The 26,355-nt window shown below is 64.1% G+C and carries 28 protein-coding genes; 15 read left to right on the plus strand and 13 right to left on the minus strand.

Annotated features, from left to right (window positions below; translation table 11 throughout):
• The gene (aspA, locus tag GYB81_RS06730) at positions 1–1,425 is read right to left on the minus strand and encodes an aspartate ammonia-lyase (RefSeq protein WP_161864163.1); all 1,425 of its coding nucleotides are present in this window, start codon (positions 1,423–1,425) and stop codon (positions 1–3) included.
• Positions 1,426–1,720: 295 nt separating this feature from the next.
• Here aspA and GYB81_RS06735 point away from each other — a divergent pair, with 295 nt between their 5' ends.
• Entirely contained in the window at positions 1,721–2,626 is a 906-nt protein-coding gene (locus tag GYB81_RS06735; protein WP_161864164.1) for a LysR substrate-binding domain-containing protein, read from the plus strand.
• Between the two features lie 137 nt (positions 2,627–2,763).
• Here GYB81_RS06735 and GYB81_RS06740 read toward each other — a convergent pair whose 3' ends face one another.
• From GYB81_RS06740 to GYB81_RS06750, 3 genes are all read right to left on the minus strand, one after another.
• Positions 2,764–3,858 (minus strand): polyamine ABC transporter substrate-binding protein, encoded by a 1,095-nt coding sequence (locus GYB81_RS06740; protein WP_161864165.1) that lies wholly within the window; start codon positions 3,856–3,858, stop codon positions 2,764–2,766.
• Positions 3,859–3,921: 63 nt separating this feature from the next.
• Positions 3,922–4,950: a histone deacetylase family protein gene (locus tag GYB81_RS06745; protein ID WP_161864166.1), complete on the minus strand. Its 1,029-nt coding sequence runs from the start codon at positions 4,948–4,950 to the stop codon at positions 3,922–3,924.
• A gap of 467 nt (positions 4,951–5,417) precedes the next feature.
• Positions 5,418–6,410 carry an AraC family transcriptional regulator gene (locus tag GYB81_RS06750; RefSeq protein WP_161864167.1) on the minus strand — a complete coding sequence of 331 codons (993 nt, stop codon included), beginning with the start codon at positions 6,408–6,410 and terminating at the stop codon, positions 5,418–5,420.
• A gap of 162 nt (positions 6,411–6,572) precedes the next feature.
• Here GYB81_RS06750 and GYB81_RS06755 point away from each other — a divergent pair, with 162 nt between their 5' ends.
• On the plus strand, positions 6,573–7,448 hold the full coding sequence (locus GYB81_RS06755; protein WP_161864168.1) for a hypothetical protein: 876 nt from the start codon (positions 6,573–6,575) through the stop codon (positions 7,446–7,448).
• Positions 7,449–7,474: 26 nt separating this feature from the next.
• On the opposite strand, the gene GYB81_RS06760 is transcribed toward GYB81_RS06755, so the two are convergent.
• Together GYB81_RS06760 and adhP are read right to left on the minus strand one after the other, a co-directional pair.
• Positions 7,475–8,269, minus strand: coding sequence for a hypothetical protein (locus GYB81_RS06760; RefSeq protein ID WP_161864169.1), 795 nt, complete (start codon positions 8,267–8,269; stop codon positions 7,475–7,477).
• 129 nt (positions 8,270–8,398) lie between these two features.
• Entirely contained in the window at positions 8,399–9,421 is a 1,023-nt protein-coding gene (gene adhP, locus GYB81_RS06765) for an alcohol dehydrogenase AdhP (protein ID WP_161864170.1), read from the minus strand.
• A gap of 275 nt (positions 9,422–9,696) precedes the next feature.
• Here adhP and purE point away from each other — a divergent pair, with 275 nt between their 5' ends.
• From purE to GYB81_RS06790, 5 genes are all read left to right on the plus strand, one after another.
• Positions 9,697–10,188, plus strand: a complete 492-nt coding sequence (gene purE / locus GYB81_RS06770) for a 5-(carboxyamino)imidazole ribonucleotide mutase (protein WP_011920449.1) — start codon at positions 9,697–9,699, stop codon at positions 10,186–10,188.
• Complete coding sequence (locus tag GYB81_RS06775) at positions 10,188–11,273, plus strand: 5-(carboxyamino)imidazole ribonucleotide synthase (protein WP_161897758.1); 1,086 nt, start codon at positions 10,188–10,190, stop codon at positions 11,271–11,273. The genes purE and GYB81_RS06775 overlap by 1 nt, the downstream gene beginning before the upstream one ends.
• 87 nt (positions 11,274–11,360) lie before the next feature.
• On the plus strand, positions 11,361–11,606 hold the full coding sequence (locus GYB81_RS06780; RefSeq protein WP_161864172.1) for a GlsB/YeaQ/YmgE family stress response membrane protein: 246 nt from the start codon (positions 11,361–11,363) through the stop codon (positions 11,604–11,606).
• Positions 11,607–11,681: 75 nt separating this feature from the next.
• Positions 11,682–12,218, plus strand: a complete 537-nt coding sequence (locus GYB81_RS06785) for a DUF3299 domain-containing protein (protein ID WP_161864173.1) — start codon at positions 11,682–11,684, stop codon at positions 12,216–12,218.
• Between the two features lie 18 nt (positions 12,219–12,236).
• On the plus strand, positions 12,237–12,707 hold the full coding sequence (locus tag GYB81_RS06790; RefSeq protein WP_161897759.1) for an FAD/FMN-containing dehydrogenase: 471 nt from the start codon (positions 12,237–12,239) through the stop codon (positions 12,705–12,707).
• Here GYB81_RS06790 and GYB81_RS06795 read toward each other — a convergent pair.
• The 3 genes from GYB81_RS06795 to GYB81_RS06805 all read right to left on the minus strand — a co-directional run bounded on the left by GYB81_RS06795 (position 12,704) and on the right by GYB81_RS06805 (position 15,618).
• Positions 12,704–13,606 (minus strand): D-hexose-6-phosphate mutarotase, encoded by a 903-nt coding sequence (locus GYB81_RS06795; RefSeq protein ID WP_161864175.1) that lies wholly within the window; start codon positions 13,604–13,606, stop codon positions 12,704–12,706. The two genes, GYB81_RS06790 and GYB81_RS06795, sit on opposite strands and share 4 nt — an antisense overlap.
• 97 nt (positions 13,607–13,703) lie before the next feature.
• On the minus strand, positions 13,704–15,080 hold the full coding sequence (locus tag GYB81_RS06800) for a TRAP transporter large permease (RefSeq protein WP_161897760.1): 1,377 nt from the start codon (positions 15,078–15,080) through the stop codon (positions 13,704–13,706).
• Entirely contained in the window at positions 15,073–15,618 is a 546-nt protein-coding gene (locus GYB81_RS06805; protein ID WP_161864177.1) for a TRAP transporter small permease subunit, read from the minus strand. The genes GYB81_RS06800 and GYB81_RS06805 overlap by 8 nt, the downstream gene beginning before the upstream one ends.
• 242 nt (positions 15,619–15,860) lie before the next feature.
• Here GYB81_RS06805 and GYB81_RS06810 point away from each other — a divergent pair, with 242 nt between their 5' ends.
• On the plus strand, positions 15,861–16,961 hold the full coding sequence (locus GYB81_RS06810; protein WP_161864178.1) for a TRAP transporter substrate-binding protein: 1,101 nt from the start codon (positions 15,861–15,863) through the stop codon (positions 16,959–16,961).
• Between the two features lie 78 nt (positions 16,962–17,039).
• Here GYB81_RS06810 and GYB81_RS06815 read toward each other — a convergent pair whose 3' ends face one another.
• On the minus strand, positions 17,040–17,444 hold the full coding sequence (locus tag GYB81_RS06815) for an acyl-CoA thioesterase (protein ID WP_013713264.1): 405 nt from the start codon (positions 17,442–17,444) through the stop codon (positions 17,040–17,042).
• 375 nt (positions 17,445–17,819) lie between these two features.
• On the opposite strand from GYB81_RS06815, the gene GYB81_RS06820 reads away from it, so the two are divergent.
• The 4 genes from GYB81_RS06820 (at position 17,820) to GYB81_RS06835 (ending at position 20,059) form a co-directional block, all read left to right on the plus strand.
• On the plus strand, positions 17,820–18,017 hold the full coding sequence (locus GYB81_RS06820; RefSeq protein ID WP_161864179.1) for a hypothetical protein: 198 nt from the start codon (positions 17,820–17,822) through the stop codon (positions 18,015–18,017).
• An 11-nt stretch (positions 18,018–18,028) separates the two neighbouring features.
• Positions 18,029–18,193, plus strand: coding sequence for a DUF1328 domain-containing protein (locus GYB81_RS06825; RefSeq protein WP_024306218.1), 165 nt, complete (start codon positions 18,029–18,031; stop codon positions 18,191–18,193).
• Positions 18,194–18,203: 10 nt separating this feature from the next.
• Positions 18,204–18,665: an inhibitor of vertebrate lysozyme family protein gene (locus GYB81_RS06830; protein ID WP_161897761.1), complete on the plus strand. Its 462-nt coding sequence runs from the start codon at positions 18,204–18,206 to the stop codon at positions 18,663–18,665.
• Positions 18,666–18,829: 164 nt separating this feature from the next.
• Entirely contained in the window at positions 18,830–20,059 is a 1,230-nt protein-coding gene (locus tag GYB81_RS06835; RefSeq protein ID WP_161897762.1) for a nucleoside recognition domain-containing protein, read from the plus strand.
• 7 nt (positions 20,060–20,066) lie between these two features.
• Here the strand turns inward: GYB81_RS06835 and GYB81_RS06840 are convergent, their stop codons facing one another.
• Positions 20,067–20,645: a hypothetical protein gene (locus GYB81_RS06840; protein WP_161864182.1), complete on the minus strand. Its 579-nt coding sequence runs from the start codon at positions 20,643–20,645 to the stop codon at positions 20,067–20,069.
• 177 nt (positions 20,646–20,822) lie between these two features.
• Positions 20,823–21,038: a dodecin gene (locus GYB81_RS06845; RefSeq protein WP_161864183.1), complete on the minus strand. Its 216-nt coding sequence runs from the start codon at positions 21,036–21,038 to the stop codon at positions 20,823–20,825.
• A gap of 168 nt (positions 21,039–21,206) precedes the next feature.
• Here GYB81_RS06845 and GYB81_RS06850 point away from each other — a divergent pair, with 168 nt between their 5' ends.
• The 3 genes from GYB81_RS06850 to GYB81_RS06860 all read left to right on the plus strand — a co-directional run bounded on the left by GYB81_RS06850 (position 21,207) and on the right by GYB81_RS06860 (position 25,275).
• Positions 21,207–21,710: a sigma-70 family RNA polymerase sigma factor gene (locus GYB81_RS06850; RefSeq protein WP_161897763.1), complete on the plus strand. Its 504-nt coding sequence runs from the start codon at positions 21,207–21,209 to the stop codon at positions 21,708–21,710.
• Positions 21,707–22,630, plus strand: a complete 924-nt coding sequence (locus tag GYB81_RS06855; protein WP_161897764.1) for a FecR domain-containing protein — start codon at positions 21,707–21,709, stop codon at positions 22,628–22,630. Before GYB81_RS06850 ends, GYB81_RS06855 begins: the two co-directional genes overlap by 4 nt.
• A 248-nt stretch (positions 22,631–22,878) precedes the next feature.
• Positions 22,879–25,275, plus strand: a complete 2,397-nt coding sequence (locus tag GYB81_RS06860) for a TonB-dependent siderophore receptor (protein ID WP_161897765.1) — start codon at positions 22,879–22,881, stop codon at positions 25,273–25,275.
• A 162-nt stretch (positions 25,276–25,437) separates the two neighbouring features.
• Here the strand turns inward: GYB81_RS06860 and GYB81_RS06865 are convergent, their stop codons facing one another.
• A complete protein-coding gene (locus GYB81_RS06865; RefSeq protein ID WP_161897766.1) occupies positions 25,438–26,322 on the minus strand; it encodes a methylenetetrahydrofolate reductase in 885 nt (294 codons plus the stop codon).
• Positions 26,323–26,355 lie beyond the last annotated feature (33 nt).

The raw sequence follows: 26,355 nt of genomic DNA on the forward strand, positions 1-26,355 counted from the left end.
TCAGCCCTGCAGCGGAACCAGGCGCGGGGCGATCATGTTCTCGGGGCGCAGGATGTCGGCCAGGGTGGCCTCGTCCAGCAGCTGCTCCTCGCGCACCAGCTCCAGCACGCCGCGCCCGCTTTCCAGAGCGACCTTGGCGATACGGGTGGCGTTCTCGTAGCCGATGTAGGGGTTGAGCGCGGTGATCAGACCGATGGAGTTTTCCATCAGCTCACGGCAACGGCCTTCGTTGGCGGTGATGCCGTCGATGCACAGCTCACGCAGCATATCCATGGCGCGGGTCAGCAGGCGGATCGAGTCGAAGATCTTGTAGGCGATCAAGGGCTCCATCACGTTCAGCTGCAGCTGGCCGCCTTCGGCCGCCATGGTCAGCGCCAGGTCGTTGCCGATCACTTCGAAGGCCACCTGGTTGACCGCCTCGGGGATCACCGGGTTGACCTTGCCCGGCATGATCGAACTGCCCGGCTGACGCGCCGGCAGGTTGATCTCGTTGATGCCGGTACGCGGGCCGCTGGACAGCAGGCGCAAGTCGTTGCAGATCTTCGACAGCTTGACCGCGGTGCGCTTGAGCATGCCGGAGAACAGCACGAAGGCGCCCATGTCGCTGGTGGCTTCGATCAGGTCGGCAGCCGGGGTCAGCGGGTGGCCGCTGATGATGGCCAGGCGCTTGACCGCCAGGGCCTGGTATTTCGGGTCGGCGTTGATGCCGGTGCCGATCGCGGTACCGCCCAGGTTGACTTCGGTGAGCAGGGTCGGCGCCAGCAGTTTCAGGTGCTGCAGGTCTTCGCCGAGGGTGGTGGCGAAGGCGCGGAATTCCTGGCCGAGGGTCATCGGCACCGCGTCCTGCAGCTGGGTGCGGCCCATCTTCAGCACGTGGCCGAACTCCAGGCCCTTGGCCGCCAGCGACTGGATCAGCTTGTCCAGCGCGCCCAGCAGGCTGTCGTGGCCGAGCAGCAGGCCGAGACGAATGGCGGTCGGGTAGGCGTCGTTGGTCGATTGCGCCATGTTCACGTCGTTGTTCGGGTGCAGGTGCTGGTACTGGCCCTTCTCATGCCCCATGGCCTCGAGGGCGATGTTGGCGATCACCTCGTTGGCGTTCATGTTGGTCGAGGTGCCGGCGCCGCCCTGGATCATGTCGACCACGAACTGATCGTGGAACTCGCCCTGGATGATGCGCGCACAGGCGGTGCTGATCGCCGTGTGCTTGGCCGCGGACAGGTGGCCCAGCTCGCGGTTGGCGTCAGCCGAGGCCTGCTTGACCATGGCCAGGCCGATCACCAGTTTCGGGTAGTGCGACAGCGGCACGCCGGACAGGCGGAAGTTCTGCACGGCGCGCAGGGTCTGGATGCCGTAATAGGCATCGGCGGGGACTTCGAGGGTGCCGAGCAGGTCTTTTTCGACGCGAACAGATGCAGCAGAGGACATGATAGAGATGACTCTTGGGAAATACGGCGAGTGCCGCGATGCCCATAGAATATGGGCTCCGACCGTACCGCTACCAATGCCGTTGCTTGCTGCCCTATGCACAATCGGCATAATGTGGATGTGACGTCGATCGCTACGGCGGCGTACATGACCTCCCTGGAGGGGCTTCAGCCGTGTCCGCTCGCCGCTGAAGCGCCGCCCACGATTCGTACCCTGCCTATAGTGCGTAGCCCGGATGCAATCCGGGGCAACGTGACGGGCCAACCCCGGATTGCATCCGGGCTACGGAGACTCGATGAACCTGGAAACCAAGTGGCTGGAAGACTTCGTCGCCCTGGCGGGCACGCGCAGCTTCTCCCAGGCCGCAGACAAGCGCTTCGTCACCCAGCCGGCGTTCAGTCGGCGCATTCGCAGCCTGGAGGCGATGCTCGGCCTGACCCTGGTCGACCGCTCCTGCACCCCTATCGAACTGACCGAAGCCGGCCGGCTGTTTCTGGTCACTGCACGCAGCCTTGTCGAGCAGCTCGGCGAGGTGGTGCGCCATCTGCACAATCTTGAGGGTCAGCAGGGCGAAGTGCTGTCGATTGCCGCCGCGCACTCGCTGACCTTGGGCTTCTTCCCGGAATGGATCGCCCGTCTGCGCCGCGAAGGCCTGCCGCTGAGCACCCGCCTGGTGGCGACCAACGTCGGCGAGGCGGTGCATTCGCTGCGTGAGGGCGCCTGCGACCTGATCCTCGCGTACTATGACCCGGACGCCGCGTTGCAGATGGACCCAGCGATCTTTCCGTCGCTGCACCTGGGCGCCACCTCCATGTTGCCGGTATGCGCGGTGAACGAGTCCGGCGCGCCGCTGTACGACCTCGACAATGGCCAGAGCGTACCGCTGCTGGCCTACAGCGCCGGTGCCTTTCTCGGTCGTTCGGTGAACCTGCTGCTGCGCCAGCGCGCCCTGCGCTCGACCACCGTGTACGAAACCGCCATGGCCGACAGCCTCAAGAGCATGGCACTGCAGGGCATGGGCGTAGCCTGGGTGCCACGCCTGTCGGTCACCGCCGAACTGGCCCGCGGCGAACTGGCCATCTGCGGCGCAGAGCACTGGCAGATCCCGCTGGAAATCCGCCTGTACCGCTGCGCCCTGGTGCGCAAGGCAGCGGTGCGTTTGCTCTGGCGCAAGCTGGAGACGGGGGAAGTGGGCGGTTGAGCGGGCAGGGTGCGCTGCCGCGCCGGCTTTAGCAGGACAAAGACATTCGCGGCTGAAGCCGCTCCTAAGGAAAACTGCGAAACCTGTAGGAGCGGCTGGGCGGCATTACGCTTCAGCCGCGGGCTGCTAGTGACGAATCACTTACCCGACTTGATCGAGGTCCATGCCCGCGTACGCACGCGCTCGATCTTCTGCGGCAGCGGCTGCACCACGTACAGCGACTTCTGCAGCTCCGGCGTCGGGGTCAGGTCATGGTCATCGGCGATTTCCGCGCCCACCAGCTCCATGCCCGGCACGTTGGGGTTGGGGTAGCCGAGAAAATCGCTGATCGGCGCGATCACCTTGGGTTCGAGCAGGTGGTTGATGAAGGCGTGGGCTTCGTCGACGTTCTTCGCGCTCTTGGGGATGGCCCAGGTGTCGAACCAGATCGGCGCGCCTTCCTTGGGCAGGCGCCAGTTGATCACCACGCCGTTGCCGGCTTCCTTGGCGCGGTTGGCGAACTGGTAGAAGCTGCCGGAATAGCCGATGGCCACGCAGATGTCGCCGTTGGCGATATCGGTCATGTACTTGGCCGAATGGAAATAGGCCACGTACGGGCGCACCTTGAGCAGCAGCTCGGTGACCTTGTCGTAGTCGGCGGGATTGGCGCTGTTGGGGTCCAGGCCCAGGTAGTGCAGGGCAATGGGGATGATCTCGGTAGGCGAGTCGAGCATGGCCACGCCGCAGGATTTCAGCTTCTCCATGTACTCGGGCTTGAACACCAGATCCCAGCTGTTGACCGGCGCATCGTCGCCGAGCGCGGCCTTGACCTTGTCCGGGTTGTAGCCGATCAGCACGGTGCCGTACATGTAGGGCACGCCGTACTGGTTGCCCGGGTCGTTCTTCTCCAGCAGGCCGAGCAGCACCGGGTCGAGGTTCTTCCAGTTGGGCAGCTTGGACTTGTCCAGCGGGGTGAACACGCCGGCCTTGATCTGGGTTTCGAGGAACTGGTTGGAGGGGATCACCAGGTCATAGCCGGAGTTGCCGGTAAGCAGCTTGGCTTCCAGCGCCTCGTTGGTCTCGAAGGTGTCCCAGGTGATCTGGATGCCGGATTGCTTCTGGAAGTCCTTGGGTACCTCCGGGAGGATGTAATCCGCCCAGTTGTACACGCGCAGCTCCTTGGCCTGCACCGCGCCGCTGAGCAGGGTGGCGCCGCACAGGGCGGCGCCGAGCATCTGTTTGATGGCTTTCATCGTTTCTCACCCCTGAAATGTTGCTCTTGTTTGGCAGGTTCTTGATCGCGGACGAGGCGTCATTCAGGCGCCCTCGAAGCCTTCCAGCACGTTGACCGCGTTGACGCCGATGGCCTCCACCGCGTAGCCGCCTTCCATGATGAACAGCGTCGGCAGGCCCAGCGCGGCGATGCGCCGGCCCATGGCCAGGTAGTCCGGGCTGTCGAGCTTGAACTGCGAAATCGGGTCTTCCATGTAGGTGTCCACGCCCAGCGATACCACCAGCACCTCGGCGCCATATCCGGCGATGCGCTGGCAGGCCTGTTCCAGCGCTGCGCTCCAGGTCTCCCAGGAGCTGCCCATCGGCAACGGGTAGTTGAAGTTGCAGCCCTCACCGTCGCCCTCGCCCAGTTCGTCGGCATAACCGAGGAAGAACGGGAATTCCTCGGCGGGATCGCCATGGATCGAGGCGAACAGCACGTCGCTGCGCTGGTAGAAGATGTCCTGAGTGCCGTTGCCGTGGTGGTAATCGACATCGAGGATGGCGACTTTCTTGCGGCCCTGATCGAGGAAGGCCTGGGCGGCGATGGCGGCGTTGTTGAGGTAGCAGTAACCGCCCATCACGTCGCCAGCGGCGTGGTGGCCTGGCGGACGGCACAGGGCGAAGGTACTGTGGGCGCCATTGGCGATCTCGGCCTGGGCGCTGAGCGCCACCTGCGCGGCGCTGTAGGCGGCCTGCCAGGTGCCGGCGGTGATCGGCGCACCGCCGTCGAAGCTGTAGTAGCCGAGCTGGCCGTGCAGGTCATTGGGGATCATCCGCCGCAGGGTGCGCGCCGGCCAGGTGAACGGCAGCAGGTCGCCCTTGCCGCCCTGCTCCTGCCAGCGCGCCCAGGCACTCTTGAAGAATTCCAGGTAGGCCTTGCTGTGGATGCGCTCGATGGGCGCCAGGCCGAAATCCTTGGGCGCGCGGATTTCGCCCAGCCGGCGATCCTTGACCCGTTGCAGTATATGGTCGGCGCGCTGCGGCTTCTCGAAGCAGGGCATCAGTTGCCCGTCGATCAGCTCGCATTTGCCGTGGTGCAGGTGGTGGTCGTCACTGTAGTAGGTGAGCATGCAAGGCGCTCCAGGCTCGTTGTTGTGCCTGCATTGTTCGCCTGCTCGGCCGGCGTCGAGAACGCTGGCAACGGCCAAAAGGGGATCGAAATGGCCAAATTGCAATGGCACAGCCCTGGACCGCACGCCCCGAGTCCGGCCGCGCTGTGGGAGGCCCTTCAGCGGCGAGCCTTTATCGCGGCTGAAGCCGCTCCTACGGATCGAGTGGTTCTCACGTTCCCCGTGGGGGTACATATCGGAGGCTGCGCGCTCGCTGCCAAGTACTGTCAATCAGAGAGCCGTGTCAGGGGTTCCCATGCAGCGTGGCAACCATCAAGCGAAATGGCCAGATTTCACACCCACATACGAGGCCGTGGGAGGCGCTTCAGCGGCGAGCCTTTATCGCGGCTGAAGCCGCTCCCACGAGGCGGCTGGTGGCCGGATGCAACCTGGCGAAAGGCGCCAGGCATTCCCGGATTGCATCCGGGTCAGGCACGAAAGCGACTCGGCGGCACGCCACTCCAGCGCTGGAAGGCATGGCGGAAGCTGGCCGTTTCGCTGAATCCCAGCACTTCAGCGATGCGGTACACGGGCCACTGCTGCTCGCTGAGCAGCGCCTTGGCGCGTTCGAAGCGCAGCTCGTCGAGCAGGCCCTGGTAGCTGGTGCCCAGCTCCTGCAGATGGCGGCGCAGGGTGCGCGGCGAGCAGTGCATCTGCTGCGCCAGGTTCTCCAGCCCCGGTGGCTCGGCCAGTTGTGCGGCGAGCAACTGGCGCACCCGCTCCAGCCAGGCCTGGCGGCTGCCGAACTCGGCGTTCAGGCGGCGGCAGCGCTCCACCATGTCGCCATGGGTGACGCTGTCGGCCAGCGGCAAACGGCGCTCCAGCAACTCGGCGGGAAAAGCGAAGGCATTACGCTGCGCTACGAAACGCAGCGGGCAGGGAAAGCTGTGCGCGTAGCGTTTCACGTAGCGCGGCCGGGCATGGGTGAACTCTGCGCCTGACAGCGGTAGCGGTTGGCGCAGCAGTTCGTCGCCGATCAGCTTCAGCGAGGCCAGACACATTTCAACGTTGAATACTTCCAGCGCTTCGGCATGGTGGTAGCCGCTGGCGCTGATCCAGGCCTGCTCGCCCTCTACTTGCAGGTCGAGACGAAAATAGGTGCCGAGCAGTGCCGGGTACTGCAGCAACAGGCGCCAGGCGTCACCAAAGGTGGCAGCCGAGAGCGCGGCGTAACCGAGCAGCCCATAGGAGGAAACATGCAGACTGCGCCCCAGCTCCAGCCCCAGATCGGCACGCAGGGCCAGGGCATTGGCGCACACCTGCAGTTCCTGCACCCGGGTGATGCGCGCATCGGCATTGTCCAGATCGGCCGCACCAATCCCGCTCCCAGCCAGCAATTGCGGTTGCAGCTCGGGCTGGTCGGCGAAGCGTTGCAGGATCAGGGAAACCACGTGCAGGGTGGTCAGCGAGGCGTGCAGCATGATGCGTTCCGTCAGTGCAGATGGACAAAAGAACGCAAGAAGCATGCCTTGCACTTTCATATGCCAAGGCATTCAGGCCGGCGTCGTGCGCCGCGTACTCGTGCAAGGTCTGCCAAAGGTCGGGCGTGCTAAAGTCCGCTGCCGTTTTCAAGGATGAACCCCATGCGACCCCTGCTGCGTACCGCTTTGCTACCCGTTTGCCTGCTACTCGCTGCCTGCGGGCAGGAACCCCAGGTCAAACTGCGATTCGACGAATCCATTCGTGAGGGTGCCGGCATAAGAGGCACCTATCTCGATAGCCTGCAACGACTCTTCCAGGAGTTGGGTTATCGCCCGGGCCATCTGCGTTACACGCTGGTCGATGGTGATGAGCAGGCGCTTATGGTCAGGCTGCAGTCCAAGCCACTGGAGCCTGTGCAGCGTGAAGCCCTGACCGCGCGTTTGAAGCCGATCTTGCAGGCCAGAGAACACTGGCCGGCCACCCTAGAGATTACCGGCATCGAGGGTGAGCTGCCGATGCCGCTGCGCACCTCGTTCATCGCCCGTGGCCGACCGTTCCTGGTCAAGCAAGAGAAGCTCAACGCGCTTGCCCGAACCTCTGCATTGGAAGAAGTGTTCTGCCGTATCGAGGTGCAGCTGAATGAGCAACTGCCCGCGCTGAGTTTTCAACGAGCCCGAAACTGGGGCGATGAAGGCAAGCCGGGCAGCATTGGCCAGCTCTACCTGGACATGGAAGGCGAGCGCAGGCCGGCCAGGCTTCACTTCAGCGATCCGGAGTTGCAAAGGGCCGTGGACGAACGCCGGGTAGAAGTGATCATCGACAACGACGACGACCTGACAGGGCCTATCAGGAAACTGGTGTTCGAGATCGGCAGCATGGGCAAACACGTCCTGATCGGACAGCGCACGCTACTGGGCGACGGCTATCACGAGCGCTGCGCAGACCTTGAGGTAGAGGTTGGCCGGCCCTTCACCCTGTTCATGGGCCAGGGCGTCGATCGCCTGACGGCATTCGAGCTGCTCCACAACGAGGGGTAATACCCGCCCGAAGGCGGGGATCCTGATTAGCGGTTACGCAGAATGGCGTTGATGAAATCGCCCTGGTTGGGCTCTTGCGGATGGGTGGTGAACTGCAAGCGGCCGTCCTTCTCACGCAGTTTCATCTGCTCGCCGAATTGGCAGTCGACGCCATCGAGGGTTTTGGCCTCGGCCTTGTAGCGATCATCCTTGCCACACAGATAGGCCATCTGGTTGACCACCTCTGCGCAGAAACTCGGCACGCTGAGGCTGATCAGTTGCTCGTCGGCCATGCCTTTCCAGTCGACACTGGTGCTCAGCTGCGCACCACAGGCCTGCGAGGCTTCAGCGTCCGCCGCCTGCAAGCGCGCACTGTACTCGGCCACGCGTTTTTCACGGTCGAAGGCGGCCAGCTTGGCCTGTACGCCGTCCTTCTCCTGCTTCTGGTAGAGCGCGAGCAGCTCGCCTGGCTTGAGCGCCTTGCTCTTGTCTTCGTCGTAACCCAGCTCGAAACCCTGAGTATCAGGCAGGTTGAGCTGGAAGCTCTCACCACTCCAGGCACGGCGCTTGTTCAACAGGTTGTAGGCACGACCGTCGAGGCGAATGCTGTAGTCGCGCTGCTCGTTGCCCAGCTCGCGCACCTCGGTGAGAAACACCACCTCGTCGAGCGGATGGTTGATACCGCGCACCTGTACCAGGGCCTGTTTGCCGTCAGCTGACGGGGCAAGCGCCAAACTGACGCCCTGGCCGGCGTCGAATACCTGCGGATGCTTGGCCAGTTCAAGGGCGGACACCTGCAGCGAGAGAAGGGAAAGGGCAAAGCACGACAGATAGCGATTCATGCGGCACGTCCTTGTACGGGAATGAAGGCTGTGCAGTATAGCCAGCGCCAGGACGGCAATCTGTGCGCCCGTCCTCGCACGGGTTGTAGGAAAATCGCCAGTCGACGACTGGCGACCCTCCCTGCCGGCTCAGAACTGCAGCACCACCCGCCCCTCGATCTGTCCGCCGCGCATCTGATCGAAGATGCCGTTGATGTTGTCCAGGCTGTCGCTGTGCACCGTGGCCTTGACCAACCCTTCGCCGGCGAAGTCCAGCGCCTCCTGCAGATCGGCGCGGGTGCCGACGATGGAGCCGGTGATGCTGATGGCCTTGAGCACCACGTCGAAGATCGGCGTGGGGAAGTCGCCCGGCGGCAGACCGACCAACGCCACCGTACCGTGCCGGCGCGCCATGCCGATGGCCTGGCCGAAGGCGGCGTTGGACACCGCGGTGACCAGCACGCCATGGGCGCCGCCGATATCGCGCTGCACCACCTCGGCCGGGTTCTCCTTGCGCGCGTTGATGGTCAGGCTGGCACCGAGCTTGCGCGCCAACTCCAGCTTGGCGTCGTCGACATCCACCGCGACCACGTGCAGACCCATGGCGCGGGCGTACTGCACGGCCACGTGACCAAGACCGCCAATGCCGGAGATGGCCACCCACTGGCCAGGGCGTGCCCTGGTTTCCTTAAGGCCCTTGTAAACCGTAACCCCGGCGCAAAGGATCGGCGCGATTTCCAGAAAATCCACGCTTTTCGGCAGAATACCGACGTAGTTCGGGTCAGCCAGCACGTATTCGGCGTAACCACCGTTGATCGAATAGCCGGTGTTCTGCTGACTCTCGCAGAGCGTTTCCCAGCCGGTCAGGCAGTGTTCGCAACAGCCACAGGCGGTGTAGAGCCAGGGCACGCCGACACGGTCGCCTTCCTTCACCCGAGTCACGCCGCTGCCGACCGCCGCCACGTAGCCGACGCCCTCGTGACCGGGAATGAACGGCAGGCTCGGCTTCACCGGCCAGTCGCCTTCGGCTGCGTGCAGGTCGGTGTGGCATACGCCCGACGCTTCGATCTTCACCAGAATCTGCCCCGGGCCGGGTAGCGGGGTTTTCACCTCCTCGATACGCAGCGGCTGGCCAAAGGCGTGGACGACTGCGGCTTTCATGGTCTGGTTCATACGCTGTTCCTCTTCCATGCGAGTGTCTGGCCAGTGTGCGCGCGCAGCCCACGCCGGCATTGCTCCAGAGCAAGGTTTAGGCGGTTTTCCCCGCATCGCACCGCCGGCATGACAAACGGTCGTCGCCACTGCCCGTCAGCGGCGCCTTTGCGTTATACTGCGCGGCCTTCGGCCGGCAGCACCGGCCAACGAATCATGACAAGCCACGCTGGCTAGCCCGCGTGGCTTGTTGGTTTTTGACGCGCCGCGAGGCGCCCGAGAGAAGAGGCACTTTGATGAGCGCACTGGTTGGCGTGATCATGGGCTCCAAGTCCGATTGGTCCACCCTTAGCCACACCGCCGAGATGCTGGACAAGCTGGGCATCCCTCACGAGGTCAAGGTGGTCTCCGCCCACCGCACCCCGGACCTGCTGTTCCAGTACGCCGAAGAGGCCGAGGCCCGCGGCATCCAGGTGATCATCGCCGGTGCCGGTGGCGCCGCTCACCTGCCGGGCATGTGCGCGGCCAAGACCCACCTGCCGGTGCTTGGCGTGCCGGTGCAGTCGTCCATGCTCTCGGGCGTCGACTCGCTGCTGTCGATCGTGCAGATGCCGGCCGGCATCCCGGTCGCCACCCTGGCCATCGGCAAGGCCGGCGCGGTCAACGCCGCCCTGCTCGCCGCCAGCATCCTCGGTCACCAGCACCCGCAGTTCCATGCGGCGCTGAAGCAGTTCCGCGACGAGCAGACCAACACCGTGCTGGAAAATCCGGACCCGAGGGCGCAGTAATGAAGATCGGCGTGATCGGTGGCGGCCAGCTGGGCCGCATGATGGCCCTGGCGGGCACTCCGCTGGGCATGAATTTCGCCTTCCTCGACCCGGCGCCGGACGCCTGCGCCCAGGCGCTTGGCGAGCATATCCGCGCCGACTACGGCGATCAGGATCACCTGCGCCAGCTGGCCGACGAAGTCGACCTGGTCACCTTCGAATTCGAGAGCGTGCCGGCGGAAACCGTGGCCTTCCTTTCGCAGTTCGTGCCGGTCTACCCGAGTGCCGAAGCCCTGCGCATCGCCCGTGACCGCTGGTTCGAGAAATCCATGTTCCGCGAGCTGGGCATCCCCACGCCCGAGTTCGCCGACATCCAGTCGCAGGCCGACCTCGATGCCGCCGTGGCCAGCATCGGCCTGCCGGCCGTGATGAAGACCCGCACCCTGGGCTACGACGGCAAGGGCCAGAAGGTCCTGCGCAAGCCGGAAGACGTCACCGGCGCCTTCGCCGAGCTGGGCAGCGTGCCATGCATCCTCGAAGGTTTCGTGCCCTTTACCGGCGAGGTGTCGCTGATCGCCGTGCGCGCCCGCGACGGTGAAACCCGCTTCTACCCGCTGGTGCACAACACCCACGACAGCGGCATCCTGGCCCTGTCCATCGCCAGCACCGATCACCCGCTGCAGGCGCTGGCCGAGGACTACGTCGGCCGCGTGCTGCACAAGCTCGACTACGTTGGCGTGCTGGCCTTCGAGTTCTTCGAGGTGGACGGCGGCCTCAAGGCCAACGAGATCGCCCCGCGCGTGCACAACTCTGGGCACTGGACCATCGAGGGCGCCGAGTGCAGCCAGTTCGAGAACCACCTGCGCGCCGTCGCCGGCCTGCCGCTGGGCTCCACCGCCAAGCTGGGCGAAAGCGCGATGCTCAATTTCATCGGCGAAGTGCCGCCGGTGGACAAGGTGATCGGCATCACCGACTGCCATCTGCACCACTACGGCAAAGCCTTCAAGGCCGGCCGCAAGGTCGGCCACGCCACCCTGCGCAGCGCCGACCGGGCCAGCCTCGATGCCGGTATCGCTGCCGTCGAAGCCCTGATCAGCAAGACGTAATCCGGCCACTGGCGAACCGATAGTACCTGCGTCGGTCAGATATCAGGTTGCCGCAATCGCGGTGACCTGGATCAAGGAGATACGCCAATGGGCATTATCGGCACCATTTTCATCGGCCTGATCGTCGGTCTGGTCGCACGCTTCCTCAAACCCGGCGATGACAGCATGGGCTGGATCATGACCATCCTGCTCGGCATCGGCGGCTCCATTGCGGCCACCTACGGCGGCCAGGCGCTGGGCATCTATGAAGCCGGCGAGGCCGCCGGTTTTATCGGCGCAGTGATCGGCGCCATCGTTCTGCTGGTAATCTACGGCGCGATCAAGAAGAGCTGAGGCCCTTCTTCAAGGAGCCGATGGACGCCTGGTCCCTCGGCTTCTCATTCACGCCGCCACGAGATGCCTAATTCCATGCGCCACCTGCTGTTCGCCCTGTTACTGCTTACCGGCCTGGCTCACGCCGAACTGCCGGAAACCGACTGGCTCGACCTGATGCCTCCCGAGGACCGCAAGGCCCTCGAGGAAATGCCCGAGATCAGCCATGACAGCCCCGAAGGCGACAGCACCTTCTATAGTGAAGGCGGGCTGCGCCAGCAGGACCAGGACCTGCCGGCCGTGATGTACTCCACCAAGACCGTCGCCGCACTCGACGGCAAGGCGATCCGCCTGGGCGGCTATCCGGTGCCGCTGGAAAACGACGAGAAAGGCAACAGCACCCTGTTCTTCCTGGTGCCCTATCCGGGCGCCTGCATCCACGTGCCGCCACCACCACCCAACCAGCTGGTGCTGGTGCGCTACCCCAAGGGCATCGCACTCGAGGACATCTACGCACCGCTGTGGGTCAGCGGCACGCTGAAGGTGGAGCAGATCAGCAACGAGCTGGCCGACGCCGCCTACGCCATGGACGCTGGCGAAGTGCGCTTGGTGACCGACGCAGATCTTTATTGATCGCCCTGGAGTCCGCGCATGAAAGCTGCCGCCCTGATATTGCTGTGCCTGTTCGCCAGCGCCGCGCTGGCCCTTGAGCCAGGCGAGCGCCTGGCGCCCTGGACGCTGCTGGATCAGTTCGATGCGCCCTACACCCTGAACGACGAGACGCAGATCCTGCTGGTCGCCCGCGATATGGACGGCGCCAAGCTGGTCAACGCCGCGCTGGAAGGTCAGCCAAAGGGTTATCTCGAGCAGCGCTACGCGGTCTTTCTCGCCGACATCAGCCGCATGCCCGGCGTCATCGCCAGCCTCTTCGCCCTGCCGAAGATGCGCGACTACAACTACCGCATCCTGCTCGACCGCGACGCCCGCATCGCGCCGCGCTATCCGGCTGGCGAGGGCGAAGTGCTGTGGTTGCAGCTAAAGGATGGGCAGCTGGTTCGGCAACAGGCCTTCACCAGCGCCGAGCCGCTTCGCCAGGCGCTGGAACAGCAGGGGCCGCACTAACCGGCCAGTGGCTCGCTGGACAGTCGCAGCTCCAGCCGATGCCGCTCGCCAGCGTTCAGCTGCACGACGTCTTCCAGTACGTTGGCCGTCTCGATGCAGAGCATGTTCTGCCAGGCGTCATCGGGAAACTGCGACAGCCGCCTGGCCTTGTCGATCCACGGATTCCACAGCACGGCCGAACGTGAACCACGGGCATCCAGATGGATGCGCCGGCCCCAGCCGGGGTCGACGATGCTCAACCGAGCTGCGGTATCCAGATAGATGCGATCGGTTTCCGCGTCGAACACCAGCGCGTCCAGCTGACGCAGCTCCTGCCAGTTCTGCAGCGTGTCGATATAACGACAGGCCTGCAGTCCCTCGACGCTGACCTGACGCACATCGCTGACGGCGAAGTAGCTGTGCAGCGCCTGGCTCAGGGTCAGCGGCGTGACGCCCCGGTTGTGGGTTTCCAGGCTCATGCCGAGGTCCTGCGCCAGGCGCACGACGAAGGTCAGACCGGCATCCCGGGGCCAGCCTTCCAGAGGCTGGGTGCGCGTGTCATAGGCAAAGCGCAGGGTGACGACATCATCCTCTTCGTCGATGCCTCGCAACTCCCAGTCCAGCGCCCGCACCAGGCCATGGGCCGGCGCCTGCTCCAGCTGATAATGCGCCTGCACGGCCTGCGGATTGCGCCGCAGATCACCGAACCAGGGCCAGCACACCGGCACTCCACCGCGCACGCTCTGCCCACGCTGATACGCCGCATCCGGGCTCAGCCAGATCAGCGGGGGCTGGTCGCCCTGCCGGTAGCTGAGGACCTGCGCGCCTTGCTCAGCCACCAGCAGCTCGCTGCCAGCAGCGCGGATCCGCCAGCAGGTCAGTTGGTCCAGTTCCACGCGTTCGACTTGGGCGGTACTCATGACGACCTCTCGTTGAGATAGATGACCGATAGTGTGACAACGCAGGAAGCAAAACGCCCGTCACAGGGACGGGCGTCTGCTGACTGCAAGCTATGACCTACTTGCCGTAAACCTGTTCCGGCAGCCAGGTGATCAGGCCCGGGAAGATATAGGCGATCACCAGTAGCAGAATCTGGATCAGGATGAACGGCACCACACCCTTGTAGATGGTGCTGGTGGCAATGCTCGCCGGCGTCACGCCACGCAGGTAGAACAGGGCGAAGCCGAACGGTGGCGTAAGGAAGGACGTCTGCAGGTTCAGCGCAATCATCACGCCCAGCCAGATCGGGTCGAGCCCCATGGCCAGCAGCACCGGCCCGACGATCGGCACCACCACGAAGGTGATCTCGATGAAATCGAGGATGAAGCCGAGCAGGAAGATCACCACCATCACCAGGAAGAACGCACCGAGCACGCCGCCTGGCAACTGCGCGAACACGTCCTCGATCAGCACTTCGCCGCCGAAGCCGCGGAACACCAGGGAGAACAGCGAAGCACCGATCAGGATCATGAAGACCATGGCACTGATTTCGGTAGTGCCGTACGCCACCTCCTTGAGCTGGCCGAAGTTCAGCTTGCCCTTGCTGAAGGCCAGCAGCATCGCGCCTACGGCGCCCAATGCAGCCGCTTCGGTGGGGGTTGCGTAACCTGCGAGAATCGACCCCAGCACCGCGCCGATCAGGATCAGCGGCGGCACCAGTGCCTTGGCCAGCTTGCCCCATTCGATGGGACCGAGTTCTTCCTGTGGCAACGCCGGCAGTTTCTTCGGCTGGAAGATCGCAGTGGCGATGATGTAGAGGATGTACAGGCCGACCAGCAGCAGGCCGGGCAGCAGCGCGCCGACGAACAGGTCACCGACCGAAACGGTCTTCGGTGAGAAGATGCCCATTTTCAGCTGCGCCTGCTGATAGGCGCTGGACATCACGTCGCCCAGCAGCACCAGCACGATGGATGGCGGGATGATCTGGCCCAGCGTGCCGGTAGCGGCCAGGGTGCCGGTGGAGATGGCCGGGTCGTAGCCGCGGCGCAGCATGGTCGGCAGCGCCAGCAGGCCCATCGTCACCACGGTGGCACCGACGATGCCCGTGGAGGCCGCCAGCAACGCGCCGACCACGCACACGGAAATCGCCAGACCGCCGCGCAGGGTACCGAACAGGCGCGACATGGACTCAAGCAGATCTTCAGCCACTCGCGAGCGTTCCAGCATCACGCCCATGAACACGAACAGCGGCACGGCGAGCATGGTCTGGTTGTTCATGATGCCGAACAGGCGGTTCGGCAGGGCGCTCAGATAACCTGGATCGAAGGTGCCGGTAAGCACGCCGATACCGGCGAACAGCAGGGAAACGCCGGCCAGGGTGAAAGCCACCGGGAAGCCGGCCATCAAGGCCAAGCAAATACTGACGAACAGCAGAATCGCCATCAACTCAGCCATGTTTCACCTCCGGAGCCGGCAGGCGACCGCTGATGACGTAGAGCGCCTTGATCAGATTGGAAATGCCCTGCAGTACCAGGCTGACGACCAGCACCAGGATGATGCTCTTCTGCAGGAAGACGAACTTGAGGCCGCCGGACTCGCTGGAGGCCTCCAGCGTCGCCCAGGAGTTGCTGACGTAATCCCAGCTGGCCCAGCCGAGGAACAGCGCCACCGGCAGCAGGAACAGCAGGTTACCGAAGATCTCCACCAGCGCCTGACGGCGGCCGCTGAACTTCTGGTAGAAGATGTCGACACGCACATGGCCGTTGCGCTGCAGCACCCAGGCTGCGGCCCCCATGAACACCAGTGCGTGAGCGTATAGAACTGCCTCCTGCAGAGCGGTCGCACCGATACCGAAGCCGTATCGCAGGACCACGACGATGGCGGTACCGATCACCAGAAACACGGTCAGCCATGCGCAGGCCTTGCCGAACCAGCTGTTGAGAGCATCGATCAAATTTGCAATAGCGAGGGGAAATGAAGGCTTGTCGGACATAGTGAGTCCTTATCGTTATGAGTAGGAGACAGACAGCGGCCGATTGGCTGCACATCACGCCACCAGCGGCCTTGTGGGCCGCAGGCCGGCGATTCTAGGCAGGCAAAGGGTATTGCAGCAATGCCCGTACAACTTTAGTCGCAGTCGCTAGGCTTGTAGGTCACGAACCCCTATGTTATTCACGCCCGGTCTACCCCCGGCGATCCCGTGGTAAGACCAATACAACAATAAAGGAGCATTGCATGAAACGTCGCGACATACTCGCCGCAGCGGGCGTAGGCCTTGCAGCAACCGCGCTGGCTGGCTGCAAAGAAGAAGCCAAGAGCGCCGCAGCACCTCAAGAGGGTTCGAGTTCCCAAACCTTCAACTGGAAGATGGTCACCTCCTGGCCGAAGAACTTCCCGGGCGTCGGCGTGGGGGCCGAGCGCTTCGCCAAGCTGGTCGACGAAATGAGTAACGGCCGCCTGAAGGTCAAGGTGTACGCGGCCGGCGAATTGGTACCGGCACTGGAAGTGTTCGATGCAGTCTCCCGCGGTACCGCCGAAATGGGTCACGGCGCACCCTACTACTGGAAAGGCAAGGTACCGGCGGCCCAGTTCTTCTGCGCCTCGCCGTTCGGCCCCAATGCCCAGGAAATGAACGCCTGGCTGCATCGCGGCGGCGGTCAGCAGCTGTGGGAAGAGGTGTACAAACCGTTCGGCGTACTGCCGATGGCCTGCGGCAACACCGGCGTACAAACCGCCGGCTGGTTCAACAAGGAAATCAACTCGGTCGACGACTTCAAGGGCCTGAAGATGCGCACCCCCGGCCTGGGCGGCGAAGTGCTGACCAAGATGGGCGGTACCGTGGTCAACATGCCGGCCGGTGAAATCTTTACCGCCATGCAGACCGGCGCCATCGACGCCACCGAGTGGATCGGTCCATACAACGACCTGGCCCTTGGCCTGCACAAGGCAGCCAAGTACTACTACACGCCGGGCTGGCAGGAGCCGAGCGTACTGTTCGAACTGGACGTCAACCTAAAGGCCTGGGAAACCCTGCCGGCCGATCTGCAGGCCATCGTTCGTGCCGCCGCACGCGACGTCAACGGCGACATGCTCGACGACTACAACGCCAAGAACATGGAAGCCATGGAACAGCTCAAGGCCGATGGCGTGGAAGTACGCCGCCTGCCGGATGAAGTCCTGGCCCGCCTGAAGGAAGTGGCGGCCGAAGTGGTCGACGCCAGCGCAGCGGCCGACCCGGCAGCGAGCAAGGTCTGGGAGCATCAGAAAGCCTATCTCAAGCGCCTGTACGACTACGCCGAAAGCAACGAGAAGGACATCTACAACATCCGCGGCTGAGCGCCAGGACAAAATGAAAACGCCGGCTTCTAGCCGGCGTTTTCATTACTGTCATTCGCTTGTACGGCGCATGCCCGTTCAGCCGCGCCTAGGCGGTACCGGGCGGGTGCGGCCACTGCCGTCGATGGCGACGAATACGAATACGGCCTCGGTGACCTTGCGCCATTCGTTGGACAGCGGATCGTCGCTCCAGACCTCGACCATCATCTGGATCGAACTGCGGCCGATCTCCAGCGCCTGGGTGTAGAAGGACAGTTGCGCACCCACCGCGACCGGCACCAGAAAGGCCATGCGATCGATAGCCACGGTCGCCACGCGGCCACCTGCGACCTTACTCGCCATCGCGGTGCCGGCGAGATCCATCTGCGATACCAGCCAGCCACCATAAATGTCACCAAAACCGTTGGTCTCGCGCGGCAACGCGGTGATCTGCAGGGCGAGATCACCCTGGGGAATCGGGTCTTCCTGTTCGTAGTCGTTCATTTGGCTCGAGACTCGCGGCGCGGTTGTTGTTCTGGGCGCGGAACCCGCATGGCACACGGGCGCAGCGAGTATACCGACTGCGCAGTCGACGGGCGACCACTCTGGCCTGCCATAACGCCTCAAACCGCTGCGGCTCGTCGGGCAAAACGCACGACCAGAACAACCTCATTCGGGCAGGATGCCCGCCACAATGTGCCATCAAGCAAATATAACTCGATGATTCTAAAGACTTTTATATAAGCGATCAGTCTGGCACGGGCGCTGCAATGTCTTTATTGGGCGACCGGTCAAGTACCGGCCGCGAAGCAAGAAAAGGACGAGACGGACATGCCAGACCCCTGCGCCATCCGCCTCAAACGCAACAGGAGAACGGCCATGTGGATAGTTGCTCTGGTACTTGCCAGCTTGCTGCTTCTGCTCAGTTTGACGCTTGCCAGCGTCCTGCTGATTGGCCAAACCCTGTGCGCGAGCCGCAACACCGCGGAGCTGGAGCTGCCCACGGGCGCTGCGCCCCAGCCTCTGCTGCCGAGCAACGCGCAAGACCCCTGGCCTGCCTGGGCCATTATCCACTGAGGAGAAACACCATGCTTAGTTGGGCAGTCACATTCCTGATCATCGCCATCATCGCCGCTGTACTGGGCTTCGGTGGTATCGCCGGCACCGCTGCAGGTATCGCCAAGATTCTATTCGTGGTGTTCCTGGTGCTGTTCATCATCTCGTTCGTCATGGGCCGCCGCCCGCGGATGTAGGGAGACGTAGATGCATTCGATCCACGCCATCGCTGCCGCCCTGTTGATGGGCGGCGCCCTGGCGGCTCAGGCCGCCGACCGCGATGCCAGCTTCCAGCCAGGCGAGTTGCTGAGCAGCAATGCCGAGTACCGCGAGGCCTGGCAGGATCTGGTCAAGGATGAAGAGCGCCTGCCGGACTGGCTGATCAATCTCAGCGGCCTGTCCACCCCCATGCAGGCGGTGGAAGCCGACAATGACCGCTATCTGGTGGGCCAGGTATGCGAGGCACAACGATGCTTCAGCCAGCGTGCCTATGTTGCCTTCGAGTGGGAGGACGATGACGCCTATGCGCTTTACGTGCAGGTGCCGGACGGCCTGCCCGAAGACCGCGTGCCAAGCGAGCATGCCACTTTGCGCTGGTTGGGCGACCCGGACGAGGAGGTCCAGCAGATGCTGATGGAACAGCTGCGCAGCGATCCCAACTGGTATTGAGTAACGACCGTTTGCCGGCTGTCCCATAAGTCCCCGCCGGCACGTTATCATCCCCCGCCATAACGGCATGCCCTCCCTCGTCCGGCGCTTCGCGCCACCTTTTCCCCAAGGAGAAGGCCATCAAGGAAGGCGTCGCTCGCGACTTCGAGCTAAGGGGGATCGCAATGCTCAATGGCCTTTGGCTGGGCTTTTTTCTGCTGGGTGCCATCGCCGCTCTGGCGCGCTGGTTGATCGGCGGCGACGCCAGCGTGTTCGGCGCCATGGTCGAGAGCCTGTTCGCCATGGCCAAGCTCTCGGTGGAGCTGATGGTGGTGTTGTTCGGCACCCTGACGCTGTGGCTGGGCCTGCTGCGTATCGCCGAGAAAGCCGGACTGGTCGATCTGCTGGCACGTCTGCTGGGGCCGCTGTTCGCCCGCCTGATGCCGGAGGTGCCGCGCGGCCACCCGGCGCTGGGGCTGATCAGCATGAACTTCGCAGCCAACGGCCTGGGCCTGGACAACGCCGCCACGCCGATCGGCCTCAAGGCCATGCGCGCCCTGCAGGACCTCAACCCGAGCGCTACCACGGCGAGCAATGCGCAGATCCTGTTCCTCGTTCTCAATACCTCCTCGCTGACCCTGCTGCCGGTGTCAATCTTCATGTACCGCGTGCAGCAAGGCGCCGAGGATCCGACCCTGGTGTTCCTGCCCATCCTGCTGGCCACCAGCGCCTCGACCCTGGCGGGTCTGCTGGCGGTGGCTGTGATGCAGCGTCTGCGTCTGTGGGACCCGGTGGTGCTGGCCTACCTGATTCCTACCGCGCTGCTGCTGGGCGGCTTCATGGCGCTGCTCGCCGGCATGAGCGCCACGGCTCTGGCGGCGCTTTCCTCGCTGCTCGGCAATCTCACCCTGTTCGGCCTGATCATGCTGTTTCTGGTGGTTGGCGCCCTGCGCAAGGTTCCGGTGTACGAGAGCTTTGTCGATGGCGCCAAGGAAGGTTTCGATGTAGCCAAGAGCCTGCTGCCGTATCTGGTCGCCATGCTCTGCGCCATCGGCGTGCTGCGTGCATCCGGCGCGCTGGATTTCGGCCTGGACGGCATCCGTTGGCTGGTCGAGACGCTGGGCTGGGATACGCGCTTCGTCGACGCCCTGCCCACTGCGCTGATCAAGCCGTTCTCCGGCGGCGCAGCGCGCGCCATGCTGATCGAGACCATGGAAAACTTCGGTGTCGACAGCTTCCCGGCACTGGTGGCGGCCACGGTACAGGGCAGCACCGAAACCACCTTCTATGTGCTGGCGGTGTACTTCGGCGCGGTCGGCCTGCAGCGCGCCCGCCATGCCGTGGGCTGCGCGCTGGTCGCCGATGCAGCGGGGATCATCGCCGCGATTGCCGTGTGCTACTGGTTCTTCGGCTAGGCACCTGTCACTCGCCAAAGCCGAGGGTTCTGCCCGCCCAGGTCAGCAAGGGATCGTCGTGCTGGTATTCGCGCAATGCCAGGAGCTTGGGCGCGATGAAGGTCTCGAAGTCCTCGGCCTGCTCGAAATACACCCCGGTGAAGATGGTAAACATCGATTTGTTGCCGACCGTGGCATAGAACAGATTGCCAACCGGCTCGCCGTCCTGGGTCAGCAGCTTGAGACTGGCGCGACTGGCCAGCCTGGTTTCCAGCGGCAGATCCTCTTGCAGCAGACCGCTGTCACGCAGACCGAAGGAGGCGCCGAAGGTCTCGGCGTAGCTGGTCATCAGTGCATCGCCGGCGCGTGGATACAGCGAGACGCCGGTGTAGAGGTAGAACCAGTCGCTGCCCCGGCTTTCGAAACTGAGGTCGATGGTGCGCGTGGCATAGGTCACCACCTTCTGGTAGCGACCCTCCTGCGGCGCCTCGTAGCTGGCGAAGTCTTCCCCGCTGAGCAGCAGGCGGCGCTCCTCGGCTAGCGGCGGTTCGTTGTCGATGCAACCTGCGAGCGACAGCAGGCTCATCAGCAGCAAGAGTCTGAACATGGCATTTCCTCCCTGAAATCAGCCCGGGCAGCTTGCCCGATCCTGCCGCACCTGGCCACCAGGCACTTCCGGCAATGTGCGCATCGGCACAGCCTTCAGCCGCCTGCCGCAAGCACTGAACCGGCGGCCAAACAATGGCGTCGCCGCCGATACAGCCTTGCCGCTTGCGTCAGGGCATCAACTGCCGCTCAGGCGAAAGCCGACCTTGAGCGTGACCTGATAATGCGCCACTTTGCCGTTCTCGATATGGCCACGGGTGCCCATCACCTCGAACCAGTCCATGTTGCGCACGCTCTTGGCGCACTCGGCCAACGCGTTCTCGATGGCTTCTTCAATGCTGGTCGGCGATGTACCGACGATTTCGATTTTCTTGTAAGTGTGATGGTTAGACATGACGCGCCTCCGCTCGTTGTGGAAATACTCTCAAAACTAGACGCCGGAACAGGCTCAACGTTCTCACGATGTCTATCCATGGCCGCCATCCCGTTCCCAACCCATGTCCGCCAGGCTTACAATCGTTAAAAATTCCCATTTACACCATCATTTCTATTGGGGCCCGTAATGTCCACGGCATCCTGCAATACGGATCTGCACAGGCTCTACCGCGAGCATCATGGCTGGCTGAACGGCTGGCTGCGCCAGCGCCTGAACAATTCGGCCGATGCCGCCGATCTGGCTCAGGACACCTTTGTCCGGGTGTTGCAGGCGCGTAATGCCGGCGCGCTGCGTGAACCGCGACCTTATCTGGTAACGGTCGCCCGGGGTCTGGTAATCGATCTCTATCGCCGCCGTTCGCTGGAGCAGGCCTATCTGGAGGCGTTGGCATTGCGTCCGGAGCAGTACGCGCCGTCGGCCGAGGAGCGCGTGCTGATTCTCGACAACCTGGAGGCCATCGACCGCATGCTCGACGGCATGGGCGAGCGCACGCGGGGCATCTTCCTCGCCGTGCAGCTCGACGGCCTGAGCTACGAAAAGACAGCGCTGCGCATGGGCGTTTCCGTGACCACGGTGCGCAAACACCTGGCCAAGGCGCTGCTGCACTGCCTGCTGCTGGAGGAGGCATGAAGGCGATTCTCGCCGAGGCGGTGGACTGGTATGTGCGGCTCAACGACAGCCAGGCCGATGCCGCCACCGAGCACGCGTGGCAGCGCTGGTTGCACGCCGATCCTCGCCATGCTGAGGCGTGGCAGCGCCTGCAGCGCTTGCAGCAGCGCCTGGCAGTGACTTCGCCGCAGTTGGCCGCCGCTGCACTGCAGGGCGCGCATCAGGGCCGGCGCACAGCGCTGAAGACGCTGGCGGTGCTGCTTGGCGCCGGTGTGGTCGGCTGGCAGGGCTATCGCGTCTCACCGCTGAGCGCCGATTACACAACGCGGGTCGGTGAGCGCAAGCGGGTGATGCTGGCCGATGGCAGTCGCCTGGAACTCAATACCGCCACCCGGGTGGATATCCGCTTCGATACGGCGCAGCGCCTGATCCACCTGCAGGAGGGGGAAATCCTCGTGCAGAGCGGGCCGGACGTGCGGCCGCTGCGGGTGCAGACCGCCGAGGGCAGCATCCGCGCGCTGGGTACACGCTTCCTGGTGCGCCAGTTGGAAGAGCGCAGCGAGGTCACGGTCGAGGAGCACGCCGTGGAGGTTCAGCCACGCCTGGCCACGGCCGCGCCGACGCGGGTGGAGGCCGGGCAGGGGGTTAGGTTCAGCGCGCAGTGCGCGGGGGTCGTGCAGGCGTCCACGGCCAATGCTTCGGCCTGGACCCAGGGCAGGCTGGTGGCGGTCGACTGGCGGCTGGATCGCCTGCTTGGCGAGCTGTCGCGCTATCGTCATGGCTACCTCGGTTGCGCGCCGCAGGTGGCGGCCATGCGCCTGTCCGGCGCCTTCCAGCTGGATGACGAGGAAGCCATTCTGGCCAGCCTGGAGGACGCCCTGCCGGTCAGGGTGCAGCGCCTGACGCGCTACTGGGTGCGTATCGAACAGCGCGGCGCGTAGTCGCGGCGAATGAGCTTCAACCGAACGCATCGAACGCCGCTTGAGCAGCCCTGTAGCCCGGATGAAATCAGCGGCGATTGGATATCCCGCCCGATTTTTTCCCGGATTTCATCCGGGCTACCCGCCTGGCTGAGCATCCTTGCTAAGCAGAAAGTTTTCTCACTCATCGGTAACAGATTCTCATTGCCTGTTCGGCTCCCTCTGCACGCGCGCAGACGCCGCTAATGCTAATTGTCCAGGAGCCCCCGATGTCCGCTTGCCCTTCCCCGCTCGCCCGCAGCATTCGCCAGGCCGCACTGACGCTGAGCCTTTCCGGCTCGCTGTTGGCGACTGCCAGTGCCTGGGCGGAGCCGCTTAGCTACAGCATCCCCGCCGGTAGCCTGGCCGCTGCGCTGAGCCAGTTCGCCGCCGCCAGTGGCGTTACTCTGAGCTTCGGCAGCGGTGAAACCGCGAACCTCGAAAGCGCCGGCCTGCACGGCGAATATGAGGTGGAAGAAGGCTTTGCCCGGCTGCTGCAGGGCAGCGGCCTGAGCGTGCGGAAGGCCGGCGGCAAGCGCTACGTGCTGGTACGCGCCCAATCGGGCGAGGCGCTGGAGCTTAGCGCGACAACGGTCACCAGCGGTCAACTGGGCGTGACCACGGAGGGCACGGGCAGTTACACCACCGCCTCGGCCAGCACCGCAACCGGGCTCAATCTGTCGATGCGCGAAACGCCTCAGGCCATCAGCGTGGTGACCCGTCAGCAGATCGAGGATCAGAACCTCACCGATATTACCCAGGTGCTCGAACGGACCCCGGGCGTGGTGGCCAACAACATGGGGCCCGCCGGCAGTGACGCCAACCAGATCTATGTGCGCGGTCTGCCGATCGACAATATCCAGGTCGATGGCATCAGCCGCCCCAGCACCTATGGCTTCAACGATGACCTGGCCGACATGGCCATCTACGACCGCGTCGAAGTGGTGCGCGGCGCCACCGGCCTGATGTCGGGCACAGGCGACCCGAGTGCCACGGTCAACCTGATCCGCAAGAAGCCGACCCTGCAGACGCAGCGCAAGCTGACCCTGCAGGCCGGCCGCTGGGACAATTACCGCAGCGAGCTGGACGTCTCCGGCAGGCTCTCGGACAGCGGCCACCTACGTGGCCGGGTGGTCGCGGCGAAGACCGACAGCAAGAGCCATGTCAACCGTCAGGCGCTGGAAAAGCAGGTGGCTTACGGCGTGCTGGAGTGGGACATCAGCGACACCAGCATGCTGACCGTCGGTGCCGAGTATCAGGACCTGGACAACGACGGCGCCGGCAACCACGGCTTTCCGATGTACAACAGCGACGGCAGCCACTTCAAACCGTCGCGCTCGTTCAACTCCGGCGCCGACTGGGGCTACCACAAGCGCGAGACCAAGACCCTGTTCACCACCCTGGAGCATGCGCTGAGCAACGGCTGGCAGGTCAAGTTCAATGCAGAGCACAGTCGCCGCAGTTATGACGATGCCTTCGCCACCGCTGCCAATGGCCGGGTCAACGCCGATGGTAGCGGCGTCAGCACCTGGACCGGGCGCTGGGCTGCCGAGCCTCGGCAGACCTCGTTCGACCTGTCGGCCACCGGGCCCTTTGCCTTGTTATCCCGCGAACACGAGCTGTACCTGGGCGCCAGCCACCACCGGGCTTACTACCGCAATGGCGGCTATCCGCTGTGGACGTTCCAGGATATCGACAACATTCATACCTGGGATGGCTCGCTGGCGGTGCCTGACGCCATCCATAACCAATCCACGGAAGACGCACTGAATGAGACCCAACTGGGCCTGGTGGCAGCGGCCCGCTGGAGCCTGACCGACAGCCTCGCGCTGATCACCGGGGCGCGGGTCATCGACTGGCAGCGCGACAAGTCGTCTCACTCTCTGGCAAGCGGCGAGGTCACCCGCTCCAAGGAGCAGGAGAACGGCATCGTCACGCCCTATGTGGGCCTGGTCTACGACCTCAATGACAACTGGTCGGCCTACGCCAGCTATACCACCATCTTCAATCCGCAGGACCGCCAGCAGTTCGACGGCACTTATCTCGAACCCAAGGAAGGCGAAAACTACGAGCTGGGCCTCAAGGCCGAGTTCTGGGACAAGCGCCTGACCGCCGGTCTGAGCGTGTTCGAGGTGCAACAAGACAACCTGCCGGTGGCCGACCCGGACAATCCCGGTTATTCCATCGCCAAGTCCGGCACCAAGACCCGTGGCTTCGAGGTGGAAATGGCCGGCGAGCTGCTGCCGGACTGGCAGGTCTCGGCCAGTTACAGCTATGCGGTGATCAAGGATTCCGACGCTGAGCGCCTGCTCAGCGAAGTGCCGCGCGATACCCTCAAGTTGTTCACCACCTATCGCCTGCAATCGCAGCCGCAGCTGAAGGTGGGCGGCGGCGTGCGCTGGCAGGGTGAGGAGTATTACAAAAGTTCCGGCCCGAATGGCGAGACCTTCACGCAGGCCCCCTACAGCGTGGTGGACCTGATGGCGCAGTATGCCCTCACGCCCGAAACCAGCGTCTCACTCAACCTGAACAATGCGCTCGACGAAACCTACTACACGGCAATCGGCCCACGCGGCTGGTACGGCACCCCACGCAACCTCACCGCGACGCTGGTGCATGCGTTCTGAGCAACGGGCACGCAAGCGGCAAGGCCGGGATACCCGCTCGGCGAATGTGCAAAAGCGGGAAGCGCTGGTTCAGCGCCCCGCCCAGGGCCGGCTCGCCTGGCAGCATCAAGCCCCACATCTCGCCGGCAATCTGGAAAACGCCATGCCAACCCCTGGCTGTGGCTACGTCGTCCAGCGCGATGATGCCTGGAGCCTGGAGTCATCGCTCAAACGGGCATTGATCCAGCTAACCCCATCCTCGATTCCGCCAAAGGGATAGAGGTGCCAGCCGATGCTGCCCAGTTGCCTGCCACCCAAGCCGGCCTGCAGCTGGTCCCAGTAACGTTCGGCGCCCACGCGCTGCATCAGATTGGTCATCGACAAGCCGTAACGCCGCAGGATCGAAGCTGAGGTCGCCACTCCGAACTGACGGGCGAAGCGCAGCAGCTTGCCGACATCGGCCGGCCCGGGCACGCCGATGCGCACAGGCGTGTCGATACCCTGCTGGCGCAGTTGCTCGATCCAGCGCACCACCGCCTCGGCATCGAAGCCGAACTGCGTGGTGATCTCCACGGCGCAGCCAGCCTCTCGCAGAAAATCCAGCTTCCATTGCAGGGCGCGCATGAGCTCACCCTTGTCGATCTTCGGGTGTCCTTCCGGGTAACCGGTGATCACCACCTGATCGATGCCGTGGCGCTCCAGCACACCACTGGCCAGCAGCGCCAGGGAGTCCTGGTAGGGCCCGGCAGGCGTGGCCGGGTCACCGCCGACGAACATGAAGCGCTTGGGCGCCGCCTGCTCGATCAGCGCGCCGATCAGGTCGTCACGATCGCCCTCGCTGCGCAGCCGGCGTGAGGAAATGATCGGCACCGGCTCGGCGCCGCAGGCCCGGATGATCTTCGCCGCATGAATACGCTGGGCGTGATCCTCATTGCCCAGAAAGGCAATGTTGATCGGCGTGCCGGCCGGTATCGACGCCCACGCCTGCTCGACTTCGCGGATACCCTTGCCGGTCACCTCCAGCGTATAGGGGGTGAAATCGACGGCACTGCTGCAAAGGTTGGACATCGATGCCTCGTCTGAACCGGCCGGACCGCTGAG

The organism is Pseudomonas yangonensis (assembly GCF_009932725.1).
GTDB lineage: Bacteria > Pseudomonadota > Gammaproteobacteria > Pseudomonadales > Pseudomonadaceae > Aquipseudomonas > Aquipseudomonas yangonensis.

Bases quoted from the DNA above. Each gene is read 5' to 3' on its own strand.
- GYB81_RS06755 (WP_161864168.1), top strand. From the start codon at position 6,573: ATGCGACCCCTGCTGCGTACCGCTTTGCTACCCGTTTGCCTGCTACTC.
- GYB81_RS06735 (WP_161864164.1), top strand. From the start codon at position 1,721: ATGAACCTGGAAACCAAGTGGCTGGAAGACTTCGTCGCCCTGGCGGGC.
- aspA (WP_161864163.1), bottom strand. From the start codon at position 1,425: ATGTCCTCTGCTGCATCTGTTCGCGTCGAAAAAGACCTGCTCGGCACC.
- GYB81_RS06860 (WP_161897765.1), top strand. From the start codon at position 22,879: ATGTCCGCTTGCCCTTCCCCGCTCGCCCGCAGCATTCGCCAGGCCGCA.
- adhP (WP_161864170.1), bottom strand. From the start codon at position 9,421: ATGAACCAGACCATGAAAGCCGCAGTCGTCCACGCCTTTGGCCAGCCG.
- GYB81_RS06795 (WP_161864175.1), bottom strand. From the start codon at position 13,606: ATGAGTACCGCCCAAGTCGAACGCGTGGAACTGGACCAACTGACCTGC.
- purE (WP_011920449.1), top strand. From the start codon at position 9,697: ATGAGCGCACTGGTTGGCGTGATCATGGGCTCCAAGTCCGATTGGTCC.
- GYB81_RS06760 (WP_161864169.1), bottom strand. From the start codon at position 8,269: ATGAATCGCTATCTGTCGTGCTTTGCCCTTTCCCTTCTCTCGCTGCAG.
- GYB81_RS06830 (WP_161897761.1), top strand. From the start codon at position 18,204: ATGCATTCGATCCACGCCATCGCTGCCGCCCTGTTGATGGGCGGCGCC.
- GYB81_RS06790 (WP_161897759.1), top strand. From the start codon at position 12,237: ATGAAAGCTGCCGCCCTGATATTGCTGTGCCTGTTCGCCAGCGCCGCG.
- GYB81_RS06785 (WP_161864173.1), top strand. From the start codon at position 11,682: ATGCGCCACCTGCTGTTCGCCCTGTTACTGCTTACCGGCCTGGCTCAC.
- GYB81_RS06835 (WP_161897762.1), top strand. From the start codon at position 18,830: ATGCTCAATGGCCTTTGGCTGGGCTTTTTTCTGCTGGGTGCCATCGCC.
- GYB81_RS06780 (WP_161864172.1), top strand. From the start codon at position 11,361: ATGGGCATTATCGGCACCATTTTCATCGGCCTGATCGTCGGTCTGGTC.
- GYB81_RS06740 (WP_161864165.1), bottom strand. From the start codon at position 3,858: ATGAAAGCCATCAAACAGATGCTCGGCGCCGCCCTGTGCGGCGCCACC.
- GYB81_RS06810 (WP_161864178.1), top strand. From the start codon at position 15,861: ATGAAACGTCGCGACATACTCGCCGCAGCGGGCGTAGGCCTTGCAGCA.
- GYB81_RS06805 (WP_161864177.1), bottom strand. From the start codon at position 15,618: ATGTCCGACAAGCCTTCATTTCCCCTCGCTATTGCAAATTTGATCGAT.
- GYB81_RS06800 (WP_161897760.1), bottom strand. From the start codon at position 15,080: ATGGCTGAGTTGATGGCGATTCTGCTGTTCGTCAGTATTTGCTTGGCC.
- GYB81_RS06850 (WP_161897763.1), top strand. From the start codon at position 21,207: ATGTCCACGGCATCCTGCAATACGGATCTGCACAGGCTCTACCGCGAG.
- GYB81_RS06745 (WP_161864166.1), bottom strand. From the start codon at position 4,950: ATGCTCACCTACTACAGTGACGACCACCACCTGCACCACGGCAAATGC.
- GYB81_RS06840 (WP_161864182.1), bottom strand. From the start codon at position 20,645: ATGTTCAGACTCTTGCTGCTGATGAGCCTGCTGTCGCTCGCAGGTTGC.
- GYB81_RS06750 (WP_161864167.1), bottom strand. From the start codon at position 6,410: ATGCTGCACGCCTCGCTGACCACCCTGCACGTGGTTTCCCTGATCCTG.
- GYB81_RS06820 (WP_161864179.1), top strand. From the start codon at position 17,820: ATGTGGATAGTTGCTCTGGTACTTGCCAGCTTGCTGCTTCTGCTCAGT.
- GYB81_RS06825 (WP_024306218.1), top strand. From the start codon at position 18,029: ATGCTTAGTTGGGCAGTCACATTCCTGATCATCGCCATCATCGCCGCT.
- GYB81_RS06775 (WP_161897758.1), top strand. From the start codon at position 10,188: ATGAAGATCGGCGTGATCGGTGGCGGCCAGCTGGGCCGCATGATGGCC.
- GYB81_RS06815 (WP_013713264.1), bottom strand. From the start codon at position 17,444: ATGAACGACTACGAACAGGAAGACCCGATTCCCCAGGGTGATCTCGCC.
- GYB81_RS06845 (WP_161864183.1), bottom strand. From the start codon at position 21,038: ATGTCTAACCATCACACTTACAAGAAAATCGAAATCGTCGGTACATCG.
- GYB81_RS06855 (WP_161897764.1), top strand. From the start codon at position 21,707: ATGAAGGCGATTCTCGCCGAGGCGGTGGACTGGTATGTGCGGCTCAAC.
- GYB81_RS06865 (WP_161897766.1), bottom strand. From the start codon at position 26,322: ATGTCCAACCTTTGCAGCAGTGCCGTCGATTTCACCCCCTATACGCTG.